The sequence below is a fragment of the Cryptosporangium sp. NPDC051539 genome (assembly GCF_044454545.1).
Classification (GTDB): domain Bacteria; phylum Actinomycetota; class Actinomycetes; order Mycobacteriales; family Cryptosporangiaceae; genus Cryptosporangium.
Map to the genome: position 1 here is coordinate 657,280 of NZ_JBITDV010000002.1, position 26,780 is coordinate 684,059.

Sequence of the window (26,780 nt, forward strand, 5' to 3'; positions counted from 1 at the left end):
GACCGGGACCCGCCCGTTTCAGGAGTTCGTCCGGGGTAGCAGGTGCGTGCGGAGGTGCTCGTTGGTGAGGCGCTCGGTCTCGGGACCGTTCTCCGGGAGCGCCGCGCCGTGGGTCTGCGGCAGCCGGCGCATCGTCACCGTGACGCCGTCGTCGATCAGGCGACCGCCGTACGCGATGCCTTCGTCCCGCAGAACGTCGTAGTCGCCGAGGACGATCAGAGCCGGGGGCAGGCCGCGCAGATGGGACGCGTGCATCGGAGAGGCGTAGGGCTCGTACGCGTCGGCCGGTGCCGCCAGGTACATGTCCCACGTCTCCAGCGCGTTCTGGCGGGTCATCGTGTACCCCTCGGCGAAGAGGCGCATCGAACCGGTGTTGCAGCCACTGCTGGTGACCGGGATGTTGAGGACCTGCGCCGACAGGGCCGGGCCACCCCGGTCGCGGCACATCAGCGCCACCGCGGTGGCCAGGTTGCCGCCCGCGCTGCCGCCACCGACGGCGAGCCGGCCGGGGTCAGCCCCGAGCTGCTCGGCGTTGGCCGCGACCCAGGTCAGCGCCGCGAAGCAGTCCTCGACGGGGAGCGGAAACTTGTGCTCCGGCGCCATCCGGTAGTCGACGTCGACGACGACGACACCGAGTGTGCGAGCGCGGGCACCGTGCACGGCGGCGCCGGCCCGGAGGACGTCGAGCCCGCCACCGATCCAGAACCCGCCGCCGTGGAAGTTGAGGTAGGCGGGTGCGTTCTCGACGCCGTCCGGCCGGTAGACGATCGCGTTGATCGAACCGTCCGCGCAGTCGGCGCAGCCGGACCATCCACAGCTCCCGGTCACCGGGATCCGGACTTCGGTGACCGTGACTCCATCGAGGGCGGGCGGGGTGAACCCGGCGACCATCCGCGCCTGCTGTTCGGCGCGCAGCGACGTGACGTCGGCGAACCACTTGTCGCGCGCGGACTGCTCGGCCGGTGGCTGCCTCACCGTGGGGCACGGATTGCTCTCCACGTGCGGCCTGATCAGCTCGATGATCTCTCGGAGCTGCGGCTCCACCACTAATTCCATGACCAGGTCCGTCCAATCTTCTCGGAGTTCAGGACCACGCCGTGCCGAAGTGTCCGCGGTACATCGTGGGGACCACCGGATTGCGGGTGAGGGGTCCGTAGTGCCCGACGGGGTAGCCCATCGGGATCGTCGCGCCGATCTCGAACGTGGCCGGGATGCCGAAGTACGCCCGGACCGCCGGCTCGTTCTCGAGGTGGTTCGTCGTCATGGCGGCCCCGATACCGAGGCCCCGCGCGGCCAGGAGCAGGTTTTGGGTCGCGGCGTACACCGAGGACCAGCCGAACCGGACGTCGGGCTTCTCGGCGTTCGGGAAGACGTTCTCGATGAGCGGCAGCACGATGACGGGCGCCCGGTCGAACTCGAAGATGAACTCCCGATAGCGACGCTGCCCGTGCGCGGCCGGTGACGTGTCGGTCGCGGGCGGCTCCGGGAAGCGGTGGCCGACGGCCTCGACCAGCATGTCCCGGAACCACCGCCGGTCATGCGGCGCGGTGACCACGAGGAACTTCCACAGCTGCCGGTTGCCCGCGCTCGGGGCGCGCGTCGCGTAGTGGATCAGCCGCTCGAGCAGTTCGTCGGGAAGGGGATCGGGCCGGATGCGGCGGATCGATCGGCACGTCTCCATCGCCTCGAAAAGGTCGATCGTCTCGCTCATACGAAGTACGATATCTCATGTACCGTACGTTGCCCAGGCCCTGCTCAGCTGGGTGGCCGGGGGAGGCGCTCGGCCACCCAAGCGGCCACCTGGGCGCGGCTGCCGAACGCGAGTTTCTCCAGGATGTGGGTCACGTGGGCGTCGACGGTGCGGGGCGAGATCGCGAGCCGGCCCGCGATCTGCCGGTTCCCGAGACCGAGGGCGATCTGCTGCGCGACCTGCCACTCCCGTCCGGTCAGAGGGCGGAAGACATCGGCGGGCTGCTGGTCGGTGTGCCCCTGTTCGTGCTCACGGAGCGCGTAGGCCAGGGCCTGCCGCGGCGACAGCTCGGCGCCCGACGTCAGCAGCGCGGCGAGCACGCGGTCGGGGAGGCCGGTGCGCAACCGTTCGAGGGACGCGTCCCGGAGCTCGCGCATAGCGCTCACGGTCTCGATCGAGCCGCCGCTGCGCCGCCACGCGGTTTCGGCGCACCCGGCCAGGGTCGCGCTGCGCCGGGGGTCGTCGGCACCGCTGAACCAGGCCAGCGCGTCCAAGCACATCGCCTGGCCGACTTCCTCGTCGTCCTGCGCCTTGAGCTGGAACGCCTCGAGGACCATGGCCTCGGCGGCGGCGGAGTCGCCCGCGCCCCAGAGCACCATGCCCAGATGCATGAGTGCGCTGGAGTGCAGCGTTCTCTCGGCCCGCCGGCCGGTGACGACCAGGCATTCCTCGAGCAGCTCCTGGGCCGACGCGAGCTCGCCGCACAACCACTGGGCGACGCCGTAGCCGAGCAGGACATGCGCGCGTCCGACGACCTCGCCGCACGCGTCGAACAGCCGAAGGGCCTCGGCGAGCGGGGCCTGGGCCCCGTGCGGGTCGCTCTCCGCGAGTTGCGCCATGCCTTCGACGAATCGCAGGTAGCCCAGGTCGGCCGGCTCCGGTTCGGGCCCGAGCTCGGTCAGCGCGTCCGCGATGAGTCTCGGGACCACAGCGACATCGCGCAAGAAGAAGGAGAAGTTCGCGAGCCAGCACTGAGCGATGGCTCGGCCCGGGGTGCCCGGCTCGGACTCGTCGACCCCGCGCCGGAGCCAGTGGTGCCCCTCCGAGGTCAGGCCGGCCGTCGTCCAGTAGGAACTCAGTTCGCAGGCGATGCGCATCGCCCGGGCCGGCTCACGGTCGTCGAGCGCGAACTGCAGGGCCGACGCGATGTTCTGGTGTTCCAGGCGCAGCCGGCGAGCCCACTCCTGCTGTCCGGGCCCGAACCAGGCCTCGCGATAGTTGCCGGCCAACGTCGTGCACCACTCGACGAACCGCCGCCGAACCGCGCCGAGCCGGCCCGACTCGATGAGTCGCTCGGACCCGAACTCCCGGATGGCGCCGAGCATCCGGAAGCGCGCTTCGGGGCCCGGATCCTCCTCGCGGGTCAGGATCGATTTCTCGACGAGCTCGGTCAGCAGGTCGACGACGTCGTCGGCGGCCAGGTCGACGTCGGTGCAGACCGACTCCACCGCCGAGACGACAAAGCTGCTCGGGAAGACCGACAGGCGCGCCCACAGGAGCTGCTCCGGCCTCGAGCAGAGGTCGTAACTCCAGGTGATCGAGGCGAGGAGCGTTTGGTGGCGGCCCGGAGCGCTGCGGTCGCCCGTCGTCAGGAGCCGTAGCCGGGAGGTGAGCCGGGCGCTGATCTGTTCGACGGGCAGCGCCCGCACCCGGTCGGCCGCGAGCTCGATCGCCAGGGGGATCCCGTCGAGGCGCTGACAGATCTGGGCGACGTGGCGCGCGTTCGTGTCGGTCAGCACGAACCCCGGTACGCGCGCTCGGGCTCGGTCGAGGAACAGCTGGACGCCGTCGTACTGGGCCAGGTCGGTCGCCCGTGCGTCCCCGGTCGGGACCGGCAGCGGCCGGACGTCGTAGGTGTGCTCCCCACCGATCTTCATCGGTTCCCGGCTCGTCGTCAGAACGTGCACCTCCGGGGCACGGAGCAGGATCCGCCGCACCACCAGGGCGCAGGTGACGATCACCTGCTCGCAGTTGTCCAGAACGAGCAACAGGTGCTTGTCCGCCAGCCTCGCCGCGAGGGTCTCGGCGGTCCAGCCACTCGATTCGTTCCGGAATCCGAGCGCCTGCGCGATCGCGTGCGGCACCAGCTCGGCACTTCTGACCTCGTCCAGTTCGACGAGCACGACGCCGTCCGCGAACGCGCGCCGGGTGTGCCGGGCCAGTCGTAGTGCGAGCCGGGTCTTGCCCACTCCGCCGGGGCCGGTGAGGGTGACCAGCCGCGACAACGAGAGGAGTTCCTTCGCCTGTCCCAACTCATGCCTTCGGCCCACGAAGGTTGTGACCTCGGCGGGCAACGAATCACCGTCGGCGCGGTGGGCAGACCGACTCATCGAGCGGATCCTAGCGGGAAACCGCAGGTGGATCCGGTTCAGCGGTCGAGGCGGGCCCATGCCTCGAAGGTGAGGGGCTCGACCCCGAAGGACCGGAGTTGCGCCGGGGTCGCCGGTTGGCCGACGTCACGAATCCACTCGTTCGCCTGGACGATCGGCGCGGGCATGCCTTCGGCCAGCGCTTGCTCGGGTGTCATCGGCATCTCGGGCGGCAGAATCTGCTCGCCCCACGCGCGGGACAGCGCGTCGGCGATCCCCGCGAACGTGAGAACGTCGCCGGCCAGCTGCAGCTCGACCTGGTTGAACCGGTCGGGGTCCATGATCGCGGCAGCCGCAGCACGTCCGATATCTTCGACCGCAATGAGTGCGTAGGTCGTTTCCGGGTTGACGACCGCCACGAGGCGGTTGCCCGTTCGGTTCTCGAAGTACACCGTCGGGCGCCGGAACGTTTCCATGAACGTCGACGGATAGATGATGGTCCACGCAGGGAAGCCGGCCCCGCGGACCAGATCGTTTACCTCTTCCTTGCTGAGCCAGTAGTCACTGATCGGCGGCGCCTGGTCGCTGTACGAGCGGTGCCAGCGTCCCTCGTCCCACCCGGGCGCGTCCAGGTGCCGGCCGGCGCCGGACACCGAGGTCTGGACGAAATGGTGCACTCCGGCGGCGGCGGCCGCGGCGACCAGGTTGCGCGCGTGGACGCGCTCGGCGTCGGCCTCCGGGTTGGCGAAGTCCGGGCGCAGGACAGAGAAGACCGCGCGGACCCCGGTGCACGGCAGCACCAACGATTCCGCGTCGTAGAGGTCGCCCGGCACGAGGGTCGCGCCGAGATCGGTGAGTGCCTTCGCGCGCTCGGAACCAGGGTCACGCACGAGAGCGCGCACCGGCACCCCGGCGGCCAGCAGGGCTCGGGCGGTAGCGCCCCCTTGCTGGCCGGTTGCCCCGATCACCAGGACGGGCTCGTTGTCTCGTTGCTCGGTCAAGCGGATCTCCAGATTCGGGCGTTCGTCGCGGGCCGGATCGACCTTCGCGGCCTCCGTCCGCCTCGTCGAGGAACGCGTTCAGCGGACCGGACCAGCTTGATCAACCCGACGGCGCCGCCAGCGGTGCAGCACGACGTCGACGTAGCCCGACGGCAGCGTCGCGCCGGAGAACACCAGCTCGTGAACCGCGCGGAACGCCGCCTCGGTGAGATCCTCCGTACGCTGGGCCTGCAGGCAGGCTTCGACGTGTTCCCCGGTGACGACGCCGTGCAGGAGCCAGTTGGCGACGTACTGGGTCGAGATGCGACACGTCGCCCGGTCCTCCAACAGGTTGGTGCCGGTGATCGCCGGGACCTTCGCGCACCCGACCCCCGCATCCACCCACCGCGCCACGTACCCGAGGGCGCTCCGGAGGTTGTTCTCCACCTCGCGATCGATGTCCTCGGCGGTGAGTGACCCGGGGTCGTCGAGCGTGGGGATCGTCAGCAGGTCGCTGAGTTCGCCCGGCACTCGTAACCGCGGATCGGCGTGCCGGGCCCACACGTCGACCTGGTGGTAGTGCGTCGCGTGGAGGGTGGCGGCGGCCGGGGAGTGAACCCCGGCGCAGGTGGCGCCGTCCTCGAGTTCCCCGACCTTGTCGGCCAGCATCCACGCCATCCGGTCCGGCCTGTTCCACATCCCCTTCCCGATCTGCGCGCGGCCGGAGAATCCGCAGGCCAGGGCGATCGCGACGGCGTTCCGCTCGTACGCGCGGAACCACGGCTGCGCCCGCATCTGGTTCTTCCGAACCACCGGGCCCGCGTGCATCGACGTGTGGATCTCGTCGCCCGTGCGATCGGGGAATCCGGTGGTGACGAATGCAATCCGGTCGGCGGCGGCGAGAATGCAGGCCTTGAGATTGACGGAGGTACGACGCTCCTCGTCCAGCAGACCCAGCTTGATGGTGGCCGGCGCGAGGCCGACGAGACGTTCGACGTCCGCGAACTGGCGGCAGGTGAGCGCGACCTCGGCGGGTCCGTGCAGCTTGGGCTTCACGGCGTAGACCGAGCCCGTGCGCGAGTTGCCGAGACGGCTGTTCCGGCGCAGGTCGTGCAGGCTGCCGAGGGTTGTTACCAGTGCGTCGAGGAGCCCCTCCGGCACCGGGTCGCCATCCCGGTCGAGCACGGCGTCGGTCTGCCGGTGATGGCCGACGTGCCGGATGAACAGGAGCGCGCGCCCCGGAAGGACGACCGGGTCGTCGGCCGCATCCAGGTAGCGACGATCGGGGGCCAGCGACCGGGTGAACACCCGGCCGTCTTTCGTGACCTCGGCGGAGAGCCGCCCCTGCATGAGGAGCAGCCAGTTGCGATACGCGCGGACCTTGTCCTCGGCGTCCACCGTCACGACGGTGTCCTCGAGATCCATGATCGTCGTGACCGCTGATTCGAGGACGACGTCGCTGAGGCCGGCGCGGCCCGCGGTCGTGCGGTCGATCACCAACTCGATGTGCAGCCCGTGGTGCCGGAGAAGGTAGCGCCGCCGAGCCGGATCATCGGCCCGGCCGACGTATTGGGCCTCGTCGGCCAGCCTCGTCTCCCCGCCTGCGTACCGGGCGACCAGGCCCCGCCGGTCGGCGAGATACTCGTCCACCTCGCCGTGGGAGCACCCGGCCAGGGGTACGTGCGTGTCGAGAAACTCGCGGGCCCGGACGACGACCGCGGCCCGACGGTCGGTGCCTTCGACGGCGTCACTGCCGTAGAGGGCGTCGTAGAGCGACCCCCACCGCGCGTTGGCCGCGTTCGTCGCGAACCGCGCATCGAGGAGGGGCGCGGCGAGCTGGGGTCCCGCGACGAGGGAGACCTCCGGGTCGACGGCGCCGGTCGTGATCTCGAAGTCGTCGGGCACGTCGGCCAGGTAGCCGATGCGCCGCAGGAAGTCCTCGTACGGCTCGGTCGATCCGCTCCGGTGGTGGTCGTCGATCGCCGCCTGGAGCTCGTCGCGGCGGGCGAGCAGCGCGCGGGTCAGCGGCTTGTACGTCGCGAACAGCCGGGCGGCCCCGGGCCAGAAGATCTGCGGATCCACCCCCGAGCCGGGAAGGGCCTCCTCCTCGACGAAGCGGTACAGCTCGTCGGCGATCCGGAGGCCGCTCGGGTCGTTCCGGTAGGTGGAAACGGGCGTCGTCATGGCTCAGCGTACCTGATGTACGGTATCTCAGATCTCAATATCGGGACGTGGGGTGTGCGGGGTGGAAGACGTCGACCGGCGCGCCGGAATCATGGAGCGACTGACGCAACCGGACGGGCCGTTCCCGGTGGAGCGGGCCCGGATCCGCGGAGTTGATCTCCGCGTCTACGCGGAGACCCCCGGCAGCATCCGGGACGTGCTCGTCACCGGCCGGCAATGGGGCGAGCGACCCGCGCTGACCTTCGAGGACGAGCACTACACGTGGTCGGAGTACCTGCGACTGGTCGGTCGTTTCGCGAGCACCCTCGTCGAGGGCTACGGCATCCGGCCGGGCGACCGGGTCGCGATCGCGGCGCGCAACTATCCGGAATGGGCCGTCGCGTTCAGCGCCACGGTCAGCGTCGGCGCGGTGTGTGTTCCGCTCAACGCGTGGTGGACGGCGCCCGAGCTCGCCAACGCTCTGGCCGACTGCGCCGCCGCCGCCGTGGTCGCGGACGCCGAGCGCAGCGCATCCATCCAGCGCGAACGGCACCGCCTGCCCGCGCTGCGCCGTGTCGTCGAGGTCCGGCCGGCGCCCGAGCCGAGCGGCGACGACACCTGGGACGCGGTCCTGGACGCGCATCGCGAGGAGTTCGACCTGGCGGCGATCCCCATCGCGGCCGAGGACGACGCCACGATCATGTACACCTCGGGTACCACCGGTAAGCCGAAGGGCGCGGTCGCGAGCCACCGCGCGCACCTCACCACGATGATGAACATGCGGGTGCACGCCCGCGTCGAGTCCGAGCTCGCTCAGCTCCGTGGTGAACCCGTCCGGGTGCCGCCGGTCGTCCCCACCGCGCTCATCGTCGGACCGCTGTTCCACGTTGCGACGCTGCCCCGGATCATCTCGGCCGCGGCCTCCGGGGCCCACCTCGTGCTGATGTACAAGTGGGACGCCCGCCGTGCGGTGGAGTTGATCCGGCGCGAAGGGGTCGACCTGGTGCCCGGAGGCGTTCCGCCCGTCCTCTCCGCGCTCCTCACCGAGGTGGAGCGGACCGGCGCGGACCTGCCCTCGTTACGCAGCATCACGTCCGGCGGGGCACCGGCGACGTCCGTGCTCGTTGCTCGTATCGTCGAGACGTTCGATCACCGGGTGACGGTCGGGACGGGCTACGGCCTGACCGAGACCAGCGGCCCGATGGTCATGATCGGATCACACGACTTCGTCCAGCGGCCACTGTCGGTCGGGCGCGCCTTCCCGACGACCGACCTCCGCATCGTCGACGCCGACGGGAACGACGTCGAGACCGGGCAGGTGGGCGAGGCCTGGCTGCGCGGGCCGAATGCCGCCTACCGCTACTGGAACCACGAGACCGAAGCGCTCGACGCCGCCGGGTGGTTCCGCTCCGGGGATCTCGCCCGGGTCGACGAGCAGGGGTTCGTCTACCTGGTCGATCGCATCAAGGACGTCGTGCTCCGGTCCGGCGAGAACGTGTACTGCACCGAGGTCGAGGACGTGCTCAGCGTGCACCCCGACGTCGAGGACAGCGCGGTCTTCGGCCGTCCGCACGACGTCCTCGGAGAGGAGGTCGTCGCGGTCGTCCGCACCCGGCCGGGGTCGATCACGACGGCGGCGGACCTGCGGCGGCACGTCGGCCGGCAACTGGCCGCGTACAAGGTTCCGGCCGAGCTCTACCTGCAGACCGACGACTTCCCGCGCAACGCGGTCGGCAAGGTTCTCAAGCGGGAACTTCGCGCGCGACTCGCGCGCCGGGGGGAGGAGACGACATGGACTTCGCGCTGAGCCCCCGCGCACGGGAGCTGCACGGTCGGCTGCAGACGTTCATGGAGGAACGGGTCTACCCGGCCGAACGCCGCTACGAGGAGGAACTGGCCGCCGCCGGTCCGCACGCGCAGCCGCCGGTCATGGAGGAGCTCAAGCGAGCGGCGCGCGCGGCCGGGCTGTGGAACCTCTTCTTGCCGGAGGCAGGCCGGGTGGGCGGCCCGCCGCACGCGACCGAGTGGGGCGGGGGCTTGAGCAACCTCGACTACGCGCCGCTCGCAGAGCTGAGCGGCCGAAGCATGATCGGGCCCGAGGCCCTGAACTGCTCGCCCCCGGACACCGGGAACATGGAGCTGCTGGCCATGTTCGGCACCGAGGAACAACAGCATCGGTGGCTCGCCCCCATGCTGGAGGGCACCATCAGGTCGGCGTTTCTCATGACCGAGCCCGACGTCGCCGGCTCCGATGCGACCACCATTCGCTGCAGCATCGTGCGGGACGGCGACGACTACGTCATCAACGGCCGGAAATGGTGGATCTCCGGAGCCGCCGATCCGCGGTGCCGCATCGGCATCGTGATGGGCAAGACCGATCCCGAGGCGCCCGCATTCCGCCGGCAGAGCATGATCCTGGTGCCGTTCGACAGCCCGGGCCTCACCGTAGTGCGGGATCTGCTGGTGCTCGGCTACAACCACAAGGCCGGGCACTGCGAGGTCACGCTCGACGATGTCCGGGTGCCCGCGTCCAACCTGCTCGGAAGCGAAGGTAGCGGCTTCGAGATCGCTCAGGCGCGGCTCGGTCCGGGACGGATCCACCACTGCATGCGCTCGATCGGAGCCGCGGAACGGGCTCTCGAGCTGATGTGCCGCCGGGCCGTGAGCCGCATCGCGTTCGGCCGTCCGCTGGCCGACCAGGGCCTGGTGCAGAAGTACATCGCCGACAGCCGGATCGAGCTCGACCAGGCCCGGCTGCTGACGTATCACGCGGCCTGGCTCATGGACAAAGCCGGGAGCAAGGTCGCCCGGTCGGCCATCTCCGCCATCAAGGTGGCGGTCCCGGCCATGGCTAGCCGGGTCCTGGACCGGTCGATCCAGGTGCACGGGGGCGCGGGGCTGTCGCAGGACTTCCCGATGGCCGAGGCCTTCGCCCGGCAGCGGGCACTGCGCCTGCTGGACGGGCCGGACGAGGTGCACCTGCGCACGGTCGCCCGCAGCGAGCTGGCCCGGTACGCGAATGCGTGACGCCGAGCTGCTCCGGGCAACCCAGTGGCTCTCGGCGCAGGGAGTGCCCTTCCAGGGTCCGGCTCAGGCGACCCTGGTAGCGGGCGGCCGATCGAACCTGACCTATCGGATCGTCGATTCGGCCGGCCGGGCGTACGTGCTGCGCCGGCCGCCGGGCGGATCCGCGCTGCCCGAGGCGCACGACGTGGAACGTGAGTTCTCCGTTCTCTCCGGCCTGCAGGGCAGCCAGGTCCCGGTGCCGGAGCTGTGGGGGCTGTGCACCGATCGCTCGGTCATCGGCGTGCCCTTCGTCGTGATGTCGTTCGTCGAGGGTGTCGTGCTCACCACGGACGACGACGGTGCGGCCTACCCGGTCACCGCGCGGGCAGCCGCCGCCGAGAACCTCGTCGACTCGCTGGCCGCCATTCACGAGCTCGACGTCGACGCCATCGGCCTGGGCGGGCTCGGGCGGCGTGCGGACTACCTGCCCCGCCAGCTCGCCCGGTGGCACCGGCAGTTCCACTCGGTCAGCGACCGGTCGTTGCCGATCATCGACGAGGTCTGGGCCCGGCTGGGCGCGACCACCCCGCCGCAGCGCTACACGGGGCTCGTCCACGGCGACTACCGGTTCGGCAACCTCCTGATCGGGCCGGACGGCCGGACGCGCGCCGTGCTGGACTGGGAGCTGTGTGCCCTCGGCGACACTCTGGCCGACCTCGGATGGCTGACCGCGCTCTGGCGCGAAGCCGGGGAGCCCGAGGTCTCGCCGTCGCCGACCGGGCACCCGGGCTATCCGACTCGGGACGCGGTGATCGCCCGCTACCAGGCGCGCACCGGCCGGGACGTCTCGGATATCGGGTGGTACCAGGCGTTCGCTCTGTGGCGACTGGCCTGCATCGGCGAGGGGATCTACGTCCGCTACCGCGACGGAGCCATGGGCGACGCCGAGTTCGACGTGGCGGCGCAGCGGGAACACGTGGCCGAGCTCGCCGAGGCGGCCGCGCACGCGCTGCCGTGACCGTCGCCTACGCGTGACCGTCGCCTACGGCAGCGCGACCGCCGATGCGATCCGGAGCAGATCGGCGGCGTCCACCGCGCTCCGCGCCCGCACGGCGCCCACGATCGCCTCGTTGAGCGCGCCGAAGGCGGCGCCGGCCCTCAGCCGGCTCGCCGTTTTGCCGTTCCGGGGGTCGGCGAGTTCGACGACGTGCGCCAACTCGTCGACGTAGCCACGATGCCGTTTGCGTCGTTCGGACCGGTAGCGCTCGGACAGCGCATACGGCTCGATGTTCTGCACGACGACGAGTTCCGGGAAGTCGACGGCGAGCGACACATAGCCGGCGAGCATCTCCCGGGCGGCCTCATCCGCCGACGCCGACCGCCGCAGCGCGAGCGCGATCCCGGCGGAGATCTGCTCGCTGCCGCGCAGCAAGGCGGTGGCCAGCAGATCCTCTTTGCTGCCGAACTGCCGCGCGACGGCGGAGCCGGTGACGCCCAGCGGTGTCCCGATGTCGGCCAGCGATACAGCCGCGTAGCCCCGCTCGCAGAACAGCGGGATCGCCACGGCGAGGATGGCCTCCCGGCGATTGACGTGACGCAGCGGCGACTGTCCCTCCGGCTGGGCTCGTGCTGGCTGGAGGCGGATGGAGAGCAGGTCGTCGATGCACTGGCGGGCCACGGTGGCACGCTGGGCCCGCGAGCCCGAACGCGCCAGCGCCAGGTGGGTCAGCAGTCCGGCGATCGCCTGTCTCCGCAACTGATCGGTGCTTCCCTCGTCGAACGGCAGGAGGAGCGAATCCCAGGCGGACTCAAACCGCGCACGACGCTCGCGCACCTGGACGAGGGGATCACCCGCCAGCACCCCGGGATATCTCGCCATGACGTACATAGCGTCCGGTTCTTCCACAGCGGCAGCTACCAGCGCGGGAACCGGCTCGGCGTCGACCCGCGAATCGATCCGGTCGAGGTGGCCGATGATGATCTCGGCCAGCAGCGTCTGCTTGCTGTCGAAGTAGCGGTAGAGAGCGGGACCGCTCAGGCCGACCTCGGCGCCGATGTCGTCGATGCCGACCTGCGCGAAGCCGCGCCGGCGGAACAACCGCGCCGCGGCGGCCAGGATCTCCGTGCGGCGCTGCTGCGGTTCCGACGCCACCGTCCCACCTCCGATGAGTTAACGATCATTGCGTCTTGAACTGAGGCCGGGTTAGCATCGCTGTTACCCGCCATGCGTAGCCGGTTGGCTCTTGAGAAGCCTACACCGTTGCCTTTTGAGCATGGCTTCCCGTGTGAAACGACCAGCGGAGCTAACGCATGTCAACTTTTTTGGGACGCACAGTAATCGTCACCGGTGGCGGTCGCGGGCTCGGCCGCGAGCACGCGCTGCTGCTGGCCCGGTTGGGCGCGAACGTCGTGGTCAACGACAACGGATCGGGCTCGGACGGGTCCGCGGCGGAGCAGACTCCGGCTCACGACGTGGTCGCCGAGATCGAGGCGATCGGCGGCCGGGCCGTGGCGCACACCGGAAGCGTGTCCGATTGGGACAGCGCGGCGGCGATGGTCGATCTCGCCGTCCGGACGTTCGGCGGGCTCGACGTCCTGGTCAACAACGCCGGCATCCTGCGCGACCGGTTCACCGTGAACATGTCCGAGGCCGAGTGGGATTCGGTCATGGACGTGCACCTCAAGGGCCATTTCTGCCCGCTGCGGCACGCGTCGGCGTACTGGCGCGAGCAGGCGAAGCTCGGGAAACCGGTCAACGCCGCGGTGGTGAACACGTCGTCGCCGTCGGGCCTGCGGGGCAACCCGGGACAGCTGAACTACGCGGCGGCCAAGGCCGGGATCGCGGCCATGACCCAGGTCGCTTCCCGGGAACTCGAGCGATTCGGCGTGCGGGTGAACGCGATCGCGCCGGTGGCGCGCACCCGGCTGACGCTCGCGTCGCCCGAGTTCGCGAAGAACCTGGACGTCGCCGGCGACGCGTTCGACGAGTGGGACCCGGCCAACGTCTCGCCGCTGGTGGCGTGGCTGGCCGCGCCGGACTGCCGGCTGTCCGGCCAGGTGTTTGTCGTGGTCGGCGGCCACATCGGCTGGCAGCAGGGCTGGAGCGAGGCCCGGACGTTCGACAAGGCCGGCCGCTGGACGGTGGACGAACTCCGCGAGGCTCTCGGCGAGTTGCCCGCGGGCGCACCGGAGTTCGTCTCCTCGCTGCAGGCCAAGCAACGCCGGGACGAGGCGGCCCGATGACCCTGCGGGAGGCGCTCCTGGCCACCGAACTCACGCCGTTCTCGGTGGTCGTCGAACGCGGTCAGCTCCAATTCTTCGCCGAAGCGATCGGTGAGCGGGCCGCCGTCTACGTGGACATCGACGGCGCGCGCGCCGCGAACTACCCCGATCTGCTGGTGCCGCCGACGTTCTTCTTCAGCCTCGAACTGCAGCGCCCCGATCCGCACGCGGCGCTACGGGTGGCCGGCGCGCAGCAGTCGCAACTCCTGCACGCCGGGCAGAGCTTCGAGTACCACCGGCTGGCCTTCGCCGGCGACGAGCTGCAGTTCACCCCCCGAATCACCGACTACTACGAGAAGAAGGGCGGCGCATTGGCCTTCCTCACCCGGACCACTAGCGTGTCCCGCCAGGGCGAGCCGGTGGCCGAACTGGTCAACCAGGTGGCGATCCGGCGGCCGGCCGGATGAGTACCGAACCGACGGTCGGCGCGCGGATCGGTCCTCTGACGCTGCCGCCGATCAGCCGGACGACGCTGGCGCTGTTCGCCGGTGCGTCGCACGACCACAACCCGATCCACATCGACGTCGACGCGGCCCGGCTCGCGGGCTTCGACGACGTGATCGCCCACGGCATGCTCTCGATGGCGTACCTGGGCCGGGTGCTCACCGGCTGGCGCTCGCAGGCGCAGTTGCTGAGCTGGCGCGTGCGCTTCACCGCGATGACCCCGGTGCTGTCCGTGCCGATCTGCCAGGGGGTGATGACCGCGGTGTCCGGCGGGGTCGCCGAGCTCGACCTCGTCGTCCGGCTGGACGACGGAACCGTCACGCTGTCCGGCTCGGCGCGAGTGAGGGTCGAATGAAGCTCGGTCTGGGATTGGGGTACTGGGGTGCCGCGCAACCGCCCGGTCAGGCCCACCTCGTCGAGCTCGCCGAGGACCGGGGATACGACTCCCTGTGGACGGGGGAGGCCTGGGGCTCGGACGCGCTGACCCCGCTGGCGTGGCTCGGCAGCCGGACGCGACGACTGCGGCTGGGTACGGCGATCCTGCAGATGGCAGCGCGGACGCCGACGGCGACCGCGATGGCGGCGATGACACTCGACCATCTGAGTGACGGCCGATTCGTCCTCGGCCTGGGCGCCTCCGGCCCGGCGGTCGTGGAGGGCTGGTACGGCCGGCCCTACCAGCGCCCGCTCGAACGCACCCGGGAGTACGTCGCGATCGTCCGGCAGGCGCTGCGCCGCGAGGTCGTCCGGTTCACCGGACGGCATTACGAGCTGCCGACGGGGGCGGGGAAGTCGCTGCGGTCCACGATCCATCCCCGCCGGCCCGAGCTGCCGATCCTGCTGGCCGCGGAGGGGCCGAAGAACGTCGCGCTCGCCGCCGAGATCGCCGACGGCTGGCTCCCGCTGTTCTACTCGCCGTACGACGACGCCCAGCACCGGGCGAGCCTGGCCGCCGGGTTCGCCCGCCCGGACGCTCGGGCCACCGCCGAGACGTTCGAGGTCGTCTGCCCGGTCGACGTCGTCGTCGACGAGGACGTCGGCCGCGCGGCCGACGCCGTCCGGCCCCGGCTCGCGCTCTACATCGGTGGCATGGGCCCGAAGGAGCAGAACTTCCACTACGACGTCTTCGTGCGGCTCGGCTTCGAGGCCGACTGCGAGCGCATCCAAAATCTGTATCTGGACGGCCGGAAAGCCGAGGCCACGGCCGCCGTGCCCCTCGCGCTGGTCGAACGGGTCGCGCTGGTGGGCCCACCGGCGAAGATCCGCGAAGAGTCCGAGGCGTGGCGCGAGTCCCTCGTCACGACCCTGGTGGTGCGGGGCGACGAGACGGCTGTCACAGTCGCCGCCGATGTCTTCAACGAGCGTTAACAGAATGCCGTCCTTCTAGGCGGAACACGGCCGTTGGTGTCGGAATTCAGTTGACCTACGTTAACGAAAAGACGTTACCCAGGAGGTTCCATGGCCGACTCGATCGGCGTATCCGACTACGGCGTCTACATCCCGTACTGGCGGCTCGAGCACGCCGCCATCGGCGCCGCTACCGGCACCCGCGCGGGGAAGGGGACGCGTGCCGTGGCCGGCTACGACGAGGACACCACCACGCTCGCGGTCGAGGCGAGCCGGCGGGCGCTGCCGGGCACGACCCCGCTGACCGGCGTCGTGCTCGCGACGTCCACGCCGGTCTACGCCGACAAGACCAACGCAAGCGCGGTGCACGCGGCGCTCGGGCTCGATCAGGCCGTGCGCGTCGCCGACTCCTGCGGCGGCGTCCGGTCCGGAGTCGCCGCCCTGCTGGCGGCGATGTACCAGCCGGGCGCGACGCTCGTCGCGCTGTCCGATCTCCGCACCGGGCCGTCCGGAAGCGTCGACGAGGCCACCGGCGGCGACGCCGCGGCGGCCTTCGTTCTCGGTGGCCCGGACGTGCCGCTGGTGGCCGAACTGCTCGGAGCCGGATCCGCGAGCCGCGAGTTCCTCGATCGGTGGCGGGAGCCCGGCGCACCCTGGAGCTCGACCTGGGAAGAGCGTTTCGGTGAGGAGATCTATCTGGAGCTCGGGGCCGCGGCGTTCGGCGACGCGCTGAAGCAGGCCGGTGTCGCCGTCGGCGAGATCGCCCACAGCGCCGTCACCGGGCTGTCCGCGCGCGCCGCGAGCAAGCTGCCCGCCCGGCTCGGGATACCCGCCGACCGCCGGCACGACGACCTGGTGTCCACGATCGGCAACGCGGGTACCGCGCACTGCGGCGTCCTGCTCGCCGCGCTCTTCGACGACGCGAAGCCCGGTGACGTCGTCGTGCTCACCGTGCTGGCCGACGGAGCCGACACCCTGGTCTTCCGGATGACCGAGGCGCACCGTCCGTCCGTCGCGGTGGCCACCGAGATCGCCCGCGGCACCGGGCGGGTGGGCTACGTCGACTTCCTCAGCCGGCGCGGGCTGATCGAACGTCAGCAGCCACGCCGCCCCGACCCCGACCGCGCTGTGCCACCGGCGACGAACCGTCAGCTCGAATGGAAGTTCTCGTTCAGCGGCAGCGAGTGCGACGCCTGCTGCACCCGGCACCTGCCACCACAGCGGGTCTGCCTGCGATGCGCGACGCAGGACCGCATGACCCGGCGATCGCTGGCCGGCACGCGGGCCACGATCGCGACCTTCACCGTCGACCATCTCGCGTTCTCGCCCGCGCCGCCGCTCATCGCCGCCGCACTCGACTTCGACGGTGGAGGCCGGTACCTCTGCGAGCTCACCGACATCGAGGCGTCGACCGTCGCGGTCGGACGGCGGGTCGAGATGACGTTCCGCCGGATGTCGACCACCGCGGGGATCCACAACTACTTCTGGAAAGCCCGCCCCAGCTCGGAAGGAGCCGCCTCATGACCTCACACGGCATCAAGGATCGGGTCGCGATCGTCGGAATGGGCTGCACACGATTCGGCGAGCGGTGGGAATCGTCGACGGCCGACCTCGTGGTCGACGCGGCCACGGAGGCGTTCGAGACGTCCGGCGTGCACAAGGACGCCGTCGACGCGTACTGGCTCGGCACCATGAACGGCGGCTTCTCCGGCATGGTCCTGTCGAGCGCGTTGAAGACCGACTACAAGCCGGTCACCCGGGTCGAGAACTTCTGCGCGACCGGATCGGAGGCGTTCCGCAACGCGTGTTACGCGGTGGCGTCCGGTGCCTACGACGTCGTGATGGCGCTCGGCGTGGAGAAGCTGAAGGACTCGGGCTACTCCGGCCTCACCCGCGCGAACCCGCCGTCGGACGGCACGAGTACGACGGTGACCGCGCCGGCCCGCTTCTCGCTCCTGGCGCCCGCGTACTCGGCGAAGTACGGGGTCAGCCGCGACGACTTCAAGGCCGCGATGACGCACGTCGCGTGGAAGAACCACCGGAACGGCGCCCGGAACCCGCGGGCGCAGTTCCGGTCCGAGGTGCCGGAGTCGAAGATCGCGTCGGCTCCGCCGGTGGCCGGGGACCTCGGTGTCTTCGACTGTTCCGGCGTCAGCGACGGCGCTGCCGCCGCGCTGATCGTGCGGGCCGAGGACGCGCTGAACTACACCGACCAGCCCCTCTACGTGAAGGCGTTGTCGTTCGTCGCCGGTCCGGGGACCGGGCCGATCGACCCCGGCTACGACTACACGAGCTTCGAGGAGGTCGTGCGCTCGGCGGCCGAGGCGTATTCGCAAGCCGGCGTGACCGACCCGGCGGCCGAGCTGATGATGGCGGAGGTGCACGACTGTTTCACCCCCACGGAACTGGTTCTCATGGAGGATCTCGGGTTCTCGGGGCGGGGCGAGTCGTGGAAGGACGCGATGGCCGACCGGTTCGCGCTGGAGGGCGAGCTCCCCGTCAACCCGGACGGCGGCTTGAAGAGTTTCGGCCACCCGATCGGCGCCTCCGGGCTGCGCATGCTCTTCGAGTGCTGGCTCCAGCTGCGCGGGCAGGCTCCGTCCGACCGGCAGATCAAGCCCAAGGGCCGCCGCTACGGCCTCACCCACAACCTCGGCGGCGCGCCCGGTGACTGCGTGTCGTTCGTGGCGATCGTCGGAAGCGAGCTGGGCTGACGTGCGCCGGTTGATCTACGACGACGACCACGAGCAGTTCCGGCTGGTCGTCCGCCGCTTCATCGAGAACGAGGTCGTCCCTCAGTACGCCGACTGGGAGGCTGCCGGCGCACCACCACGATCGTTCTATCGGCGCCTGGGCGAGCTGGGCATCCTCGGTATGCGGGTTCCGGAGGCCTACGGCGGCGCGGGCGTGGAGGACCTCCGGTACAGCGCGGTCATCTCCGAGGAAGCCGGCCGGTTCGGCGTCACGCTGGGGGCGCTGCGCATCCACACCGATCTGGTGCTGCCGTACCTGCTGCAACTGGCGACCGACGAGCAGAAGGAGCGCTGGCTCCCGCGCTACACGACCGGCGAATGCATGGCCGCGATCGCCATCACCGAGCCCGGCGCCGGCTCGGACGTCGCTGCTCTCCGCACCACCGCACGGCTCGAGGGCGACCACTACGTCCTGAACGGCGCGAAGACCTTCATCACCGGCGGCTTCAACGCGGGCCTCGTGCTCGTCGTCTGCCGCACGTCCCCGGCGACCGGAGGTGACCGGCGCCGAGGCCTCTCGATCCTGCTCGTCGACGCTTCGTCGCCGGGGTTCGGCGTCGGACGCAGGATCGAGAAGATCGGTCTGCACGCGCAGGACACCGTCGAACTGAGTTTCACCGACGTCCGGGTGCCCCGCGCGGAGCTCCTCGGCGAGGAGGGCCTGGCGTGGGAGTATCTGACCCGCAACCTGGCCAAAGAGCGACTCTCGATCGCGCTGGGGAGTTATGCGGCCGCGGCGGGCGCGGTCGAGATGACCAAGGCGTACGTCGGCGAACGGGAGGTGTTCGGCCGGCAGTTGAGCAGCTTCCAGAACACGAAGTTCGTCCTGGCCGAGTGCTGGACGCAGGTGCTCGCCGCGCAAGCGCTGATCGACGCGTGTCTCGCCCTCGACGAGACGGACGAGCTGACGCCCGCGGACGCCGCGGCGGCCAAGCTGTTCTGCTCGGAGGTCCAGGGAACGGTCATCGACAAGTGCCTGCAACTGCACGGGGGATACGGGTACACGAGGGAGTACCCGATCTCCCGGCTGTACGCCGACGCTCGTGTCACCCGGATCTACGGCGGCACCAGCGAGGTCATGAAGTCGGTGATCAGCAAGGCGATGTGACCCACCCGTGGTCTCGTGGGAGGGACAGGACAGCGAACCGCGTCTCGCCGTCCGACGAGCTCTTGTGGCCCTGGCCCTCGTAGTCCTCGACCAGGCACAGGTCGCCCGCCCGCAGGGTCCGGCGCCCGCCCCTCCCGCCGACCTCCACCTCGAACCCGCCGGCCAGGACAACGAGCAGGCTCGTGCTGGCCTCGGTGTGCCAGTCGGAGGTCATCGACGGTGACAGGCAGACGAAACTCAGCGCGGTGACGTCCTGCGCCGGTGCGGGCGCGAACAGCTCGTCGAACGTCGCCAGATGGGCGACCTCGCCGTCGGAGAACATCCGGAGTAGTTGGGGCGCGGCCGCCGCCGACCGTCGGCCTTCCTCGAGCGCGGGAGGCACCGTGCCGACTGGTAGCCAGCCCGGATCGACCTCGACCTCGAGGTAGGAGCACGGCGTGGCCGCGCGGATCTCCGCCGGTGCGTCGAGGAACAGCACGTCTCCCGGGCCCAGCCGGGCATGCATGTGCGGGACGGTCACGTCCAGGACGCCCGCGATCACGAGAAACAGCCGGCGTTCACCGGCCGGTTCGGTCCGGCCCGCCGGGAGCGTCACCGCGCGCGCCTGGCGCACCGCGGTCGCCGTGCCCGGGTCGGGGGAGGCCTCGCGGTCCGCGGTGGTGGCGGTGGGCCCCGCCGAGGCGAACGGCAGGGACAGCGACTCGAGCCGGGGGTTTCCCGCCCCATCGGGCGCGACCCGGAGTGTCTTCATGGGTCCTCCACTCAGATCTAGTGCGGCGTACGATATCTCATGTACCGTACGGTGCCCAGTGCTGGTGAATCGAAAGGTGACACCGTGAGAACAAAGAGGTTCGCGGCGGGGATCGCCCTCGCGGGTCTGCTCGCTGTCAGCGCCGCGTGCGGAGGCGACTCCGCCGGCACGCCGACCGCGAGCACGGATCTGCCGTCCGGTACCGCCGCGGACAGCTCGAAGACCCCCGTCACGGTCGGGTTCCACAATCTCGAAGGCGGCTCGATCTCGCTCGCCGACGTCCGGCTCGGCTTCGAGGCGGGCGTGAAGTACGTCAACGAACGGCTGGGTGGCATCGACGGTCACCTGCTCAAGGCGATCTCCTGCAAGACCGACGGCACCCCCGAGGCGTCCGTGAACTGCGCCAACCAGTTCGTCGAGCAGAAGGCCGTGCTGGCCGTCCAGGGCGCCGATTTCGGCGCCGACGCCATGCTCCCGGTGCTCAAGTCGGCCGGCCTCGCCGAGTTCGGCAGCTTCCCGCTGACCCCGGGCGTGGACGCCGCCGTGGGCGACGCGTTCTTCATGCAGGGATCGGCGGAAGAGGGGTACGCCGCCAACCTCGTCCAGCTGAAGAACCTCAAGGCCTCGAAGGTCGCCGTCGTGATGGTGGACGCACCGGCGAGCCACGAGACCTACGACAAGCTCATCCAGCCGGCCGGGGTCAAGCTGGGGCTGCAGACCAAGGTGTTCTACGTGCCGGCGCAGGCCGACTGGACGGTCCAGTCCGCGACGATTCTCGCCTGGAAGCCGGACGCGATCAGCACGTTCGTCGCCGCCGACGCCCTGGCCGCGGTGCCGGCGTTCCGGTCGGCGGGATTCACCGGCTACGTGACCGCGGGGTCCAACACGGAGATCATTCCGCAGCTCGACCCGAGCGTGCTCGACAAGGTGCTGTTCATCTCGCCGTACTACCTGTCGGAGTTCTCCGACATTCCGGCCGCCGTCCGGCCGGACATCGATGCGTTCACCGCCTACACGGCCGACCTGCCGAAGGGCGGCAGCGTCAGCCAGCGCCAGACCGGCTTCTACACCGCCGTGATCGCCGCCGAGGTACTCCGCGACATCGGCGCCAAGACCGACCCGCTGACGGCCGCCGCCGTGCACACCGGCTTGGCCACGTCGAAGGGCGACCGGCAGCCGTTCCGGACCAACGGGTGGGACTGCACGAAGCCCTCCTGGCCCGGCACGACCGCGTGCGGCACCGGGAACATCTACGCCACCCCTGGCGCCGACCGCAAGCTCGCGCCGCTGCCCGACCAGCCGGTCGACATCGCCGCGGTCCTGCCGTGACCCAGTTCCTGCTCTTCCTCGTGCTCGGCCTGGGAGTCGGGGCGGTCTACGCCGCCCTGACCCTCGGGGTCGTCCTGACGTACCAGGGCACCGGCATGATCAACTTCGCCGCCGCGGCGATGGCCGCGGTGCCGATGTACGTCTACGAGGAACTGCGGCACGAACGTCTGACGCTGCCGATCCCGTGGCTTCCCTCGTTCGACGTCGGTGAGGTGCCCACCGCGCTGGCCGTCGCGATCGCGGTAGCCGTCGCCGGCCTCCTCGGGGCCCTGACGGAAGTCGCGATCTCCCGGCCGCTGCGCAAGGCGCCGCCGCTGGCCAAGGTCGTCGCGGCGGTCGGCATCCTGCTCACGCTCCAGGCCGTCGTCGGGCTCAAGTACGGCACGATCCCGCTGCTCCGGTCGGTGACGCTCCCGCAGGGCGTCGTCCGGCTCAGCGGCGTCAACGTCGCGAAGGACCGGCTCTGGCTGATCGCCATCACCGTGGTGCTGTCGGTCGCGCTCGCGGTGTGGTTCAAGAAGTCCCGGATGGGGCTCGCCATCCAGGCCTCCGCGGAGAACGAGCGCGCGGCCGGGTTCGCCCGCCTCTCACCCACGATGACCGGCCTGGTCACGTGGACGGTCGCGTCCATGTTCACCGCGCTGATCCTGGTGCTGGCCGGCCCGGCCACCGGCACGCTGTCGCCGTCGACCATGCCGCTGCTGGTGGTCCCCGCCCTCGCCGGCGCGCTCCTGGCCCGGTTGAGCTCGCTCGGCGTCGGCCTGATCGGCGCCCTGACGCTCGGCGTGGTCCAGTCCGAGCTGCAGTACCTGTCCCAGACCAAGGACTGGTGGCCGGACTGGGCGAAGCAGGGGCTGACCAACGTCGTGCCGTTCGTGGTGATCGTCGTGGCGCTCTTCGTGCTGGGGCGGGCGATCCCCACCCGGGGCGACGACGTGCGGTCCTCGCTCCCGGCCGTGCTGGTCCCGCGGAACCGCCCCCGGACGATCGTGCTCTGGTCGGTCCTCGGCCTCGCCGCTCTCGTCCTGACGTCGGGCACCTACCGGTTCGGCGTCATCACCAGCCTGGCCATCTCGCTGATCGCGCTGTCGCTGGTGCTGCTGACCGGGTTGCTCGGCCAGATCTCGCTGGCCCAGGCGGCGTTCGCGGGTGTCGCCGGCCTCGTGCTGTCCAAGCTCGGGAACGCGGTGCCGTTCCCGTTGTCGCTGCTCATCGCGGCGGCGCTGGCCGCGGTGGCGGGCGTCCTCGTCGGGATCCCGGCCCTGCGGATCCGGGGTGCCCAGCTCGCCGTCGTGACGCTGGCGGCCGCGCTCACGCTCCAGGACTTCGTGTTCGCAAACCCCAAGCTCGTTTCGGCCGCCGCGAACCTGATCCCCGACCCGTCGCTGTTCGGCCTGAATCTGTCCGTCCGCGGTGGTCAGGACATCGCGCGGCTGCCCTTCGGTGTGACCGTGCTCGTCATCGTCGTCGTGGCGTTCGTCTGTGTGGGAAACCTGATGCGGGCCGGCACCGGACGCACGATGCTGGCGATCCGCTCGAACGAGCGGGCGGCCGCGGCGATCGGCATCAACGTGCCGCGGGTGAAGCTCGCCGCGTTCGCGGCCTCCTCGTTCCTGGCCGGCCTCGGCGGCGGCCTCATCGGCTACAGCCGCGGCCAGCTGTCGGCGGAGTCGTTCGGGGTGTTCATCGGTCTGTCGTTCCTCGCCGTGTCCTACCTGTCCGGCATCACCAGCGTCAGCGGCGCGCTATTGGCCGGGCTGTCGGCGAGCCTCGGCGTCGTCTACGTGTTCATGGATCGCAACCTCCACCTGGGCAGCTACTACACGCTGCTCACCGGCCTCTCGCTGATCCTCACGGTCCTGTTCAACCCGATCGGGATCGCGGGCAAGACGCGGTCGGACTACGAGAAGCTCCGCGCGCGGTACGCGCCCCGGAAGATCCCGGCCCCCGCCGTCGCGCCCTCCGCCGCCGAGATCCCGGCCGCGAAGCCCATCGGTGACGTGCTGCTCTCTACCCGGGGCATCACGGTCCGGTACGGCGGTGTCGTAGCCGTGTCGAACGTCGGCCTCGAGGTGCGTGCGGGCGAGATCGTCGGGCTCATCGGTCCGAACGGGGCAGGCAAGACGAGCCTGGTGGACGCACTCACCGGGTTCACCCCCAGCTCCGGAGAGGTGGACCTGGCCGGTGACCGCCTCGACCGGCGGCCCGCACACGAGCGCGCACGACGAGGTCTGGTCCGGACCTGGCAGGCCGGCGAGCTCTTCGAGGACCTGACCGTGACCGACAACGTCCGGGTGGCCAGCGAGACCGGCAACGAAGCGACCGGGATGCTCCGGGACGTCGTGCGGCCCAGCACCCCGCCGTCGGCCGCGGTCGAACGGGCGCTGACGATCATGTCGCTGACCGACGTCGCCGGGCGCAAACCGTCGGAGCTGCCGCTCGGACGGCAGAAGGCGGTCGGCATGGCCCGCGCGCTGGCCATGGAGCCGCAGGTGCTGCTGCTGGACGAACCGGCCGCCGGGCTCGACAGCGGCGAGAGCCTCGCGTTCGGTGACCAGCTGCGCCGGATCGCCGGGACCGGCGTCGGCTGTCTGCTCATCGACCACGACATGCACCTGGTGATGAGCGTCTGCGACCGGGTCTACGTCATCGAGTTCGGCAAGCAGATCGCCGAGGGGACTCCCGAGGCGGTCCGCACCGACCCGCGCGTCCTCGAGTCCTACCTGGGCCGGCAGACGTTGGAAGGGGTGGAATCGTGACCGTCCTGATCGAGGCCAAGGGCCTCACCTGCGGCTACGGGAAACTCCCGGTTGTCCGCGACCTCGATCTGACCGTCTCGGCGGGCGAGGTGGTCTGCCTGCTCGGCGCCAACGGAGCCGGCAAGACCACCACGCTGCTGACGATCGCCGGCGCCCTGCCGCGGCTGGGTGGTTCGGTGCTCGTCGGCGGCAAACCGGCTCCGGCGGCCGCGCACGTGGTGGCCCGGCGCGGGCTCGCGCTCGTGCCCGAGGGACGCGGGCTCTTTTACCGGCTGACCGTCGCCGAGAACCTCCGGCTGCGACGGCACCGCCGTTCGCGTGTGTCGGTCGACGACGTCCTCGCGCACTTCCCGGTGCTCACCGGCCTGAGGGGACGGCGGGCCGGCCTCCTCTCCGGCGGCGAACAGCAGATGCTGGCCCTCGCCGGTGCGCTGGTGGCCGACCCGGACGTGATCCTGCTCGACGAGATGAGCCTCGGCCTGGCGCCGATCATCGTCGAACGGCTGCTGCCGATCGTCCGGACCATCGCCGACGAGCGGGGGATGGGCGTGCTCCTGGTCGAGCAGCACATCCTGGCCGCGCTCACAGTCGCCGATCGCGGCTACGTGATGGCCCACGGCTCGGTGGTCGCCGAGGGCACCGCGGCCGACCTCCGGCGCGACGCGGAGCTGCTCGAGGCGAGCTACCTGGGAGACAAAACCGCCGTTGCCGAGGGGCTGGTGTGAGGAAAACCCGGTACGTCAACGACACCCATCCGACGCCGGACGTGCTGCGCCGGACGTTCAGCACGTTCCCGTCCGGCGTCGTCGCGGTGTGCGGCACGACCCCGGACGGGGAGACGGTCGGGATGACGGTCAGCGCGTTCGTCCCGGTGTCGCTCGACCCGCCGCTGATCGGGGTGGCGATCCAGAGGAGCTCACGCACGTGGGCGGTGCTCCGCGAGCTCCCGTCGCTCGGCGTCAGCGTGCTCGCCGCCGACCAGCATCTCGAGGCCCGTCAGCTGGCCGCGCGGGAGGGGAACCGGTTCACCGGCATCGACCTCGGCAACCTCACCGAGGGCGGCGCGGTCTTCCTGACCAACTCGGTGTCGCGGTTCGACTGCGTCCCCGAGAGCGAGACACCGGCCGGAGACCACACGATGGTCTTGCTCCGGATCCGCGCGCTCAGCGTGTCGGCCGACGTCACGCCGCTGGTCTTCCACGACAGCGCGTTCGCCACCCTGAGCCCGCTCGGCGAGGCGGACATCACGTGAGCCCCGACGCAGCCAGGGAAGAAATTCTCTACGACGTGGCCGATCGGATCGCCACGATCACGCTGAACCGGCCGGAGCGGCGCAACGCGCTCACGTTCCGGATGCGCCGCGAGATCGTCGACGCGCTCCGGAGCGCCGAGAGCGACGACGACGTCACCGTCGTCCTGATCCGGGCCAACGGCCCGTCGTTCTCCGGGGGCTACGCCCTGTCCGGCCGAGGGTCGAAGTCCTATTGGGACGACGGGACCCGTCCGGATCGATGGGTCGATGCCGAGGAGTTCGACGGCTGGACCGACCAGTGGGCGCGTAGCTGCCTGCGGGACTGGATGAACGTCTGGGAGCTGCTGAAACCCGTGGTCGCGATGGTGCACGGCCACTGCCTGGCCGGTGGCTCCGAGCTGATGTCGCTGTGCGACATCGCGTTCGTCGCCGACGACGCCCAGATCGGCTACCCACCGATGCGCGGCATGACCTCGCCCGACATCCCGTACTTCCCCTGGAAGATGACGATGGCCCAGGCGAAGTACCTCCAGCTCACCGGCAACAGCGTGACCGGCGCCGAGGCGGCCGCGATGGGCTGGGTCGCGAAGTCGTTCCCGGCTGGCGAGCTCGAGGAGCAGACGATGCGCGAGCTGCGGGCGATGAGCCACATCGCGCCGTCACTGCTCGCCGCCAACAAGGAATCGGTCAACCAGGCCTACGAGATCATGGGGATGCGGACGCACTTCAACCAGGCCTGGGCCATGCACTCGCTCAGCGGAGCGCTGCGGCCAGGGGCCCGGGACTTCGCGCGGAAGCTCCGGGAGGGCGGGCTCAAGACCGCGCTGGAGTGGCGAGACGGTCCGGCGCGCGAAGAGGGGTTCCGCTGACCGGTCCGGTGTCCTGAGCGAAGGCCTGGAGCAACTGCTCCATGATCCGCAGGATGTGCCCGGAGAGCCGGTCGGCGGCGGCTGCCCCGTCGCCGGACTTGAGCGCTCGTGCGACGCTGACGTGCTCCTTGCCGTCCGGGCCGAAATCGCGCTCGACGTGGATGTCTCGCTGGCGGAGGACCTGGGTGAGCACGACCGCGTCCTCGACCGCCCGGTGCAGCATGACGTTGTCGGCGGCGGCCGCGATGGCCAGGTGGAACGCGGTGTCGGCCTCGCGGAACGCCTCGAAGTCGCCGGCCGCGGTGACCGACGCCTGCGCGAGTTCCAGCAGCTCGGCGGTCTGCTCACGGGTGGCGCGTTCGGCCGCGTAGCGCGCGGCCGCGGCCTCGAGCCCGGCGCGCATCTCGAACGCGTCCCGGATGATCCGCGCGGTCGGCACGACGACGCGGAGGCCGCGCCCGGTCGACTCCACCAGCCCGATCTGACGCAGTTGCAGCAGCGCCTCACGGACCGGGGTCTTGCTGACCTGCAGGTCCTTGGAGAGCATCGCTTCACTGACCGAGCTGCCCGGCGGCAGGCTCGCCTCGACGAGACGTCGGCGGATCGCCGCGAAGACGAGCTCGGTCAGGTTGTCCGGCCGCTCGATCATCGAACGCCTACCTCCCGCTGAATCCCCTT

General features: G+C 70.7%; 23 protein-coding genes. 15 read left to right on the forward strand and 8 right to left on the reverse strand.

The features are described 5' to 3' along the window. Positions 1 to 18: 18 nt before the first annotated feature. The 5 genes from ACIBZJ_RS09060 to ACIBZJ_RS09080 form a co-directional block, all read right to left on the reverse strand. The gene (locus tag ACIBZJ_RS09060) at positions 19 to 1,056 is read right to left on the reverse strand and encodes an alpha/beta hydrolase (RefSeq protein WP_395927244.1); all 1,038 of its coding nucleotides are present in this window, start codon (positions 1,054 to 1,056) and stop codon (positions 19 to 21) included. Between the two features lie 28 nt (positions 1,057 to 1,084). Beyond that, positions 1,085 to 1,711 (reverse strand): nitroreductase family protein, encoded by a 627-nt coding sequence (locus tag ACIBZJ_RS09065; protein WP_395927246.1) that lies wholly within the window; start codon positions 1,709 to 1,711, stop codon positions 1,085 to 1,087. Positions 1,712 to 1,755: 44 nt separating this feature from the next. Then, entirely contained in the window at positions 1,756 to 4,080 is a 2,325-nt protein-coding gene (locus ACIBZJ_RS09070; protein ID WP_395927248.1) for an ATP-binding protein, read from the reverse strand. 38 nt (positions 4,081 to 4,118) lie between these two features. After that, positions 4,119 to 5,060 carry an NmrA family NAD(P)-binding protein gene (locus ACIBZJ_RS09075; protein WP_395927250.1) on the reverse strand — a complete coding sequence of 314 codons (942 nt, stop codon included), beginning with the start codon at positions 5,058 to 5,060 and terminating at the stop codon, positions 4,119 to 4,121. Between the two features lie 78 nt (positions 5,061 to 5,138). Then, entirely contained in the window at positions 5,139 to 7,223 is a 2,085-nt protein-coding gene (locus ACIBZJ_RS09080; protein WP_395927252.1) for a malate synthase G, read from the reverse strand. 61 nt (positions 7,224 to 7,284) lie between these two features. Here ACIBZJ_RS09080 and ACIBZJ_RS09085 point away from each other — a divergent pair, with 61 nt between their 5' ends. From ACIBZJ_RS09085 to ACIBZJ_RS09095, 3 genes are read left to right on the forward strand one after another with little or no spacing between them, the layout of a single operon-like run. After that, positions 7,285 to 9,009 (forward strand): class I adenylate-forming enzyme family protein, encoded by a 1,725-nt coding sequence (locus ACIBZJ_RS09085; RefSeq protein ID WP_395927254.1) that lies wholly within the window; start codon positions 7,285 to 7,287, stop codon positions 9,007 to 9,009. Beyond that, complete coding sequence (locus tag ACIBZJ_RS09090) at positions 8,994 to 10,229, forward strand: acyl-CoA dehydrogenase family protein (protein WP_395927256.1); 1,236 nt, start codon at positions 8,994 to 8,996, stop codon at positions 10,227 to 10,229. Before ACIBZJ_RS09085 ends, ACIBZJ_RS09090 begins: the two co-directional genes overlap by 16 nt. Then, a complete protein-coding gene (locus ACIBZJ_RS09095; protein ID WP_395927258.1) occupies positions 10,222 to 11,226 on the forward strand; it encodes a phosphotransferase family protein in 1,005 nt (334 codons plus the stop codon). The genes ACIBZJ_RS09090 and ACIBZJ_RS09095 overlap by 8 nt, the downstream gene beginning before the upstream one ends. Before the next feature lie 24 nt (positions 11,227 to 11,250). On the opposite strand, the gene ACIBZJ_RS09100 is transcribed toward ACIBZJ_RS09095, so the two are convergent. Continuing rightward, complete coding sequence (locus tag ACIBZJ_RS09100; RefSeq protein WP_395927260.1) at positions 11,251 to 12,360, reverse strand: TetR/AcrR family transcriptional regulator; 1,110 nt, start codon at positions 12,358 to 12,360, stop codon at positions 11,251 to 11,253. 158 nt (positions 12,361 to 12,518) lie between these two features. On the opposite strand from ACIBZJ_RS09100, the gene ACIBZJ_RS09105 reads away from it, so the two are divergent. The 7 genes from ACIBZJ_RS09105 to ACIBZJ_RS09135 all read left to right on the forward strand — a co-directional run bounded on the left by ACIBZJ_RS09105 (position 12,519) and on the right by ACIBZJ_RS09135 (position 19,142). Next, positions 12,519 to 13,451 (forward strand): SDR family oxidoreductase, encoded by a 933-nt coding sequence (locus ACIBZJ_RS09105; RefSeq protein ID WP_395927262.1) that lies wholly within the window; start codon positions 12,519 to 12,521, stop codon positions 13,449 to 13,451. Then, positions 13,448 to 13,897, forward strand: coding sequence for a MaoC family dehydratase N-terminal domain-containing protein (locus ACIBZJ_RS09110; RefSeq protein WP_395927264.1), 450 nt, complete (start codon positions 13,448 to 13,450; stop codon positions 13,895 to 13,897). The genes ACIBZJ_RS09105 and ACIBZJ_RS09110 overlap by 4 nt, the downstream gene beginning before the upstream one ends. Next, positions 13,894 to 14,289 (forward strand): MaoC/PaaZ C-terminal domain-containing protein, encoded by a 396-nt coding sequence (locus ACIBZJ_RS09115; RefSeq protein ID WP_395927266.1) that lies wholly within the window; start codon positions 13,894 to 13,896, stop codon positions 14,287 to 14,289. The genes ACIBZJ_RS09110 and ACIBZJ_RS09115 overlap by 4 nt, the downstream gene beginning before the upstream one ends. Further along, positions 14,286 to 15,302, forward strand: coding sequence for an LLM class F420-dependent oxidoreductase (locus tag ACIBZJ_RS09120; protein ID WP_395927268.1), 1,017 nt, complete (start codon positions 14,286 to 14,288; stop codon positions 15,300 to 15,302). The genes ACIBZJ_RS09115 and ACIBZJ_RS09120 overlap by 4 nt, the downstream gene beginning before the upstream one ends. Before the next feature lie 90 nt (positions 15,303 to 15,392). After that, complete coding sequence (locus ACIBZJ_RS09125; protein WP_395927270.1) at positions 15,393 to 16,805, forward strand: OB-fold domain-containing protein; 1,413 nt, start codon at positions 15,393 to 15,395, stop codon at positions 16,803 to 16,805. Next, positions 16,802 to 17,995 (forward strand): acetyl-CoA acetyltransferase, encoded by a 1,194-nt coding sequence (locus ACIBZJ_RS09130; RefSeq protein ID WP_395927272.1) that lies wholly within the window; start codon positions 16,802 to 16,804, stop codon positions 17,993 to 17,995. The genes ACIBZJ_RS09125 and ACIBZJ_RS09130 overlap by 4 nt, the downstream gene beginning before the upstream one ends. Position 17,996: 1 nt before the next feature. Continuing rightward, the gene (locus ACIBZJ_RS09135) at positions 17,997 to 19,142 is read left to right on the forward strand and encodes an acyl-CoA dehydrogenase family protein (RefSeq protein WP_395927274.1); all 1,146 of its coding nucleotides are present in this window, start codon (positions 17,997 to 17,999) and stop codon (positions 19,140 to 19,142) included. On the opposite strand, the gene ACIBZJ_RS09140 is transcribed toward ACIBZJ_RS09135, so the two are convergent. After that, positions 19,126 to 19,893: a hypothetical protein gene (locus tag ACIBZJ_RS09140; RefSeq protein WP_395927276.1), complete on the reverse strand. Its 768-nt coding sequence runs from the start codon at positions 19,891 to 19,893 to the stop codon at positions 19,126 to 19,128. The genes ACIBZJ_RS09135 and ACIBZJ_RS09140 overlap by 17 nt on opposite strands. Before the next feature lie 84 nt (positions 19,894 to 19,977). On the opposite strand from ACIBZJ_RS09140, the gene ACIBZJ_RS09145 reads away from it, so the two are divergent. The 5 genes from ACIBZJ_RS09145 to ACIBZJ_RS09165 are packed head-to-tail and all read left to right on the forward strand — an operon-like array spanning position 19,978 to position 26,102. Beyond that, entirely contained in the window at positions 19,978 to 21,222 is a 1,245-nt protein-coding gene (locus ACIBZJ_RS09145) for an ABC transporter substrate-binding protein (protein WP_395927278.1), read from the forward strand. Further along, on the forward strand, positions 21,219 to 23,981 hold the full coding sequence (locus ACIBZJ_RS09150; RefSeq protein ID WP_395927280.1) for an ATP-binding cassette domain-containing protein: 2,763 nt from the start codon (positions 21,219 to 21,221) through the stop codon (positions 23,979 to 23,981). The genes ACIBZJ_RS09145 and ACIBZJ_RS09150 overlap by 4 nt, the downstream gene beginning before the upstream one ends. Next, positions 23,978 to 24,706: an ABC transporter ATP-binding protein gene (locus tag ACIBZJ_RS09155; RefSeq protein WP_395927283.1), complete on the forward strand. Its 729-nt coding sequence runs from the start codon at positions 23,978 to 23,980 to the stop codon at positions 24,704 to 24,706. The genes ACIBZJ_RS09150 and ACIBZJ_RS09155 overlap by 4 nt, the downstream gene beginning before the upstream one ends. After that, complete coding sequence (locus ACIBZJ_RS09160) at positions 24,703 to 25,233, forward strand: flavin reductase family protein (RefSeq protein ID WP_395927285.1); 531 nt, start codon at positions 24,703 to 24,705, stop codon at positions 25,231 to 25,233. Before ACIBZJ_RS09155 ends, ACIBZJ_RS09160 begins: the two co-directional genes overlap by 4 nt. Further along, entirely contained in the window at positions 25,230 to 26,102 is an 873-nt protein-coding gene (locus tag ACIBZJ_RS09165) for an enoyl-CoA hydratase-related protein (RefSeq protein ID WP_395927287.1), read from the forward strand. Before ACIBZJ_RS09160 ends, ACIBZJ_RS09165 begins: the two co-directional genes overlap by 4 nt. Here ACIBZJ_RS09165 and ACIBZJ_RS09170 read toward each other — a convergent pair. After that, positions 26,047 to 26,751: a GntR family transcriptional regulator gene (locus tag ACIBZJ_RS09170; RefSeq protein ID WP_395927289.1), complete on the reverse strand. Its 705-nt coding sequence runs from the start codon at positions 26,749 to 26,751 to the stop codon at positions 26,047 to 26,049. The genes ACIBZJ_RS09165 and ACIBZJ_RS09170 overlap by 56 nt on opposite strands. Between the last annotated feature and the right edge of the window lie 29 nt (positions 26,752 to 26,780).